This is a genomic window from Arthrobacter sp. 05L45_2 (assembly GCF_056397525.1).
In genome coordinates this window covers 1-3,974 of record NZ_JBFTNO010000243.1, presented here as the reverse complement: position 1 = coordinate 3,974, position 3,974 = coordinate 1, and the positions used below count along the sequence as shown (strand labels likewise).

The following is a 3,974-nucleotide window of genomic DNA, read 5'->3' as shown; positions in this document are numbered from 1 at the left end:
GAGTAACATCTGCGCCCCACATAGCCATGTGACAATCTCCTTAGTTCACCGGACCCGATCACTGTCGGCATCCCCAACGGCCTCCGGCTGATCCGGAAGATCCAATACCTAGAACCTACCCTGCCCCGGAAAACGCTGTCGATGGGCAGCACTCCCCATCCCGCCGCCGGGCCAGTACGGCGGCGGGGCTAGTTYCGGTTCTCSGGCGGSAGCGCGACCTGSAGCTTSCGGACCTTGCCGCGGCCCACGATGTAGCCGCGGCCSGGRATGAAGTCCSYGCTGRTCCGGCCCAGCGATGTGCTGAGCAGGCTGTCGCCCTCGATGTCCCCGGGGTTCAGCAGCAGGCCGCGGCGTCCGGACTTGAACGGCTGCGCCAGCGACCAGGCCGAGGACCAGGTGGAGGTCTCGGATTCGCCCACGACCCACTGATCGGCCTTGATGGACGCCGCCACCAGCCGGCCGATGCCGGACTCCGCCAGCGTGTCGCTGAAGTCGGTCAGGCCCTCGATGAAGATCGCAAGCTTGCCCGGCGTCCCCGTCGCGTAGTCGATCAGTTCGTCGATGGCCTCGTCGACGTCGTCGACCCCCACCAGGGAACGGTCCCAGAGCTTGAGGGAGGCCGCCGCGGAGCGGCGGGCACCGAGGTAGATCAGCTCCACGCCCGGGTTGGACCGGCGCAGGGCGTACGCGAGGGTCACCAGAGCCACGGTGCGGCCGGAACCGGGCGGGCCGGCCAGCAGCAGCGGGCCCTTCGCGAGGATCTCGGCGGGCTGCAGGGTCTCGTCGTCGACGCCGATGACCGGCAGGTCCGGGCTGCCGGCGGGGAGCACGTCCAGGTCCACCGAGTCGGGCAGGCGTTCGATCTGCGGCGCCCGTTCCACGCCCTGGCGCAGCATGGCTTCGCGGAGTTTATGCACTTCGCGGGCCTGCACGGCCAGGTTGGAGTTGCCGCCCAGGACCGCGAGCTGGACCTCCAGGTTGCCCAGCAGGCCGCGGCCCGGCGGCGTGCCGGCCCCCAGCACATCCTTGGGCACATCCATGGACATGTAGTCATCCTCGGAGGACAGCCGCAGCACCAGCCGGCGCTGGATCGAGGCAAGCAGGGACGCCGGGACCGCGTTCGGCCGGTCGCCGGTGACCACCAGGTGGATGCCCAGCGGGCGGCCGTCGGTGGCGAGCTGCAGGAAGATGTCCCACAGGGCCGAGAGCTTGCTGTACTCGTAGGCCTCGCGGAACGCGGACATACCGTCCACCAGGACGAAGATGCGTTTCTCGTCCGGCATGTTGGCCAGCTTCCGGTATTCCACGATCGTGGCGGCGCGGACCTCGGCGTAGCGGGCCGAGCGGTCCTCGGCGAGGTCCCGCAGCCAGCGCAGGAGCCGGCCGATGCGTTCGACGTCGTCGCCGTTGATGATCTCGCCGACGTGCGGCAGCTCGTCGAGCATCTTGAGGCCGGAGGAGCCGCAGTCGATGCCGTAGACGTTCACCGGGCCGCCGCGCGGGGTCACGGCCGCGGCGATCGCGATGCCGCGCAGGGCAGCGGACTTGCCGGAGCCGCCGGTGCCGTAGATGGCCATGTTGCCGTCCCGGTCCGGTTCGTAGAACACCGTGGGCTGGTCCTGGTGGGCGGGGTCGTCCGCCACGCCCAGGAGGAGCCGCTCGTCGGTGCGCGGGTTCGGCAGCCGGGAGAAGTCGTAGGTGGTGGCGAGCTCGTCCAGCCAGGGCTTGCGCGGCGGCTCGATGGCGAGCACGTCCGCTGCCCTGATGATGTTGGCCGTCATCCGGGCGATGTCGTTGGGGCCCGCCGGTTCCTCCTTGACGGCGGCCTCGGGGGCAGGGGCCGCCCACGGGGCACCGGACCCGAACGCCATCTCGGTGATGTCGATCCGCGGGCGTTGCGGTTTCTCCGTGGTCCAGCCGCCGGCATACCCGGTCTGGAAACCCTGGATCCGGCCGGGTCCGGTCTTCGCGGCGCCACGGCCGGGGATGGACGGGTCGAAGTACGCTGCGGTCGGGACGCCGAGGATGTCCACCGCGTCGTCGACGTCGGCCATCCGCAGCGCCACGCGCAGGTTCGTGTTGGCGCGCAGGCTTTCCTTGATGACGCCGGCGGGCCGCTGGGTGGCGAGGATCAGGTGCAGCCCGAGGGAGCGGCCGCGCGCGGCGACGTCCACCACGCCGTCGACGAATTCCGGCACCTCGGTGGCGAGGGCCGCGAACTCATCCACGATGATGATCAGGTACGGCGGTGCTTCCGGGTCCGCCTGCCGCTGGAGTTCGAGCAGGTCTTTGGCCTTTTTGCGGTTGAGCAGCTTCTCGCGGTGGTGCAGCTCGGCCCGGAGCGAGGTCAGGGCGCGGCGGACCAGGTGCGGCGAGAGGTCGGTGACCAGGCCGACGGTGTGCGGCAGGTTCAGGCAGTCCGCGAACGCGGCGCCGCCCTTGTAGTCCACGAACAGGAAGCTCACCCGGTCCGGGCTGTACGCGGCCGCCATGCCCATCACCCAGGACTGCAGGAACTCGGACTTTCCGGCACCGGTGGTGCCGCCGACGAGGGCGTGCGGACCCTCGTTCTTCAGGTCCAGGTACAGCGGTTCGATGCCCTTGGAACCCACCAGGGCTCGCAGGGTGCCGTTGTCCTTGCGGTTGGGCTTGGCGGTGCTGTGCACGGAATTGTTTTCGCTCCAGCGGTCCGCGACGGCCTGCGGGTTGTCCAGGAAGTCCTTGCCGATCAGCGTTGCGTAGGACACAGCGCGGGGAAGGTCGGAATCGTCCTCCAGCGGCTTACCGACGTCGACGACGGGCGCGAGCATCCGGGCGAGCTGGGTGGCGAGTCCGGCGTCGAGGCTTTCACAGCTCACGGGGAAGGTGTGCCGGCCCAGCCGGACCTGGCCCGTGGTGGTGCCGTGTTCGCCGTCGACGGCCATAAAGTCCCGGCACGCGGCCGGCAGCTGCTGCACGGAGGTGGCCACCCACATAACGTGGATGCCGCAGTCCGGCCCGCGTTCGAGCACCCTGGTGAGGCGTCCGCGGTCCACGGGGGCGTCGTCCTCGACCACCAGCAGGACCGTGGGCAGCTGCGGTCCGGGGACGTCGCCGCCCTCGAGGGCCAGGCCGGGCCGCAGTTCCGGGCGCGGTGACTTCGCCTCGGCTTCGCGCTGGTCGATGAGGTCCTCGAGTTTGGACAGCAGCGCCGTACCGCCGGCGGGTCCGGCGGCGAGGTGGTCGCCGGCCAGCGGGCTGTGGCCGGACCCCGCATGCGGCAGCCACTGAAGCCATTCCCAGCGGTCCTTGGACTGCGCCGAGGTGATGCCGGTCAGGACCACCTCTGCGGGCGAATGCAGGCCCACCAGCTGCAGCACCATGCCGCGGGCCACGTCATCCACCAGGCCGCGGGGGCCGGCGAGGCCGAAGGAGCCGGCCGTGCGCAGCTGGGACACAATCGGCACGCCCTCGATGCTGGAGAACTGCGCCAGGCAGTCCTGGATCTCGGCCATGTACTCGGGCTCGGTCTCGTTGCTTTGCGGTTCCTCGAACTGGATCCGCGACGGCGCCGTGCCCAGGCCGAAGCGCAGGCCCAGGAAGCCGGTGTGCTCGGGCCGGTGGGTCCAGAGCAGCGGGCCAAGTTTGTAGATGGAGTCCACGGTGTCGCTGACGGACGGAGCCTCCTGCAGCCTGACCGAGCGTTCGACTTTCTGCAGGGCGGTGATATCGGTGCGGAACGCGGCCATCGCCGAGCGGAACGCCTTGAGCTGTTCCTTGCGGTCGCGCTTGCCCTGCATTTTCTGGTCCACGTAATGGCCCACGATGAACAGCGGCATCATCAGCATAAAGACCATGGACATCAGGCTCTGCGTGACGGCGAAAATGACGGCACCCATCATCAGCGGGGCCACCATCATGATGTACGGGAAGGGGTGCCGTTCCTGGCGTTTGGGTCCGGCCGGCAGCGTGCGTTTGTGCGGTTCGAACCGGGG

General features: G+C 69.6%; 1 protein-coding gene. It reads right to left on the bottom strand.

Annotation, left to right across the window (positions count from 1 at the left end; all coding sequences use genetic code 11):
• Nucleotides 1–188: 188 nt before the first annotated feature.
• Nucleotides 189–3,974, bottom strand: a 3,786-nt coding sequence (locus AC1DHD_RS14700; protein ID WP_476880423.1) for an FtsK/SpoIIIE domain-containing protein, incomplete at its 5' end; no start/stop codon positions are given.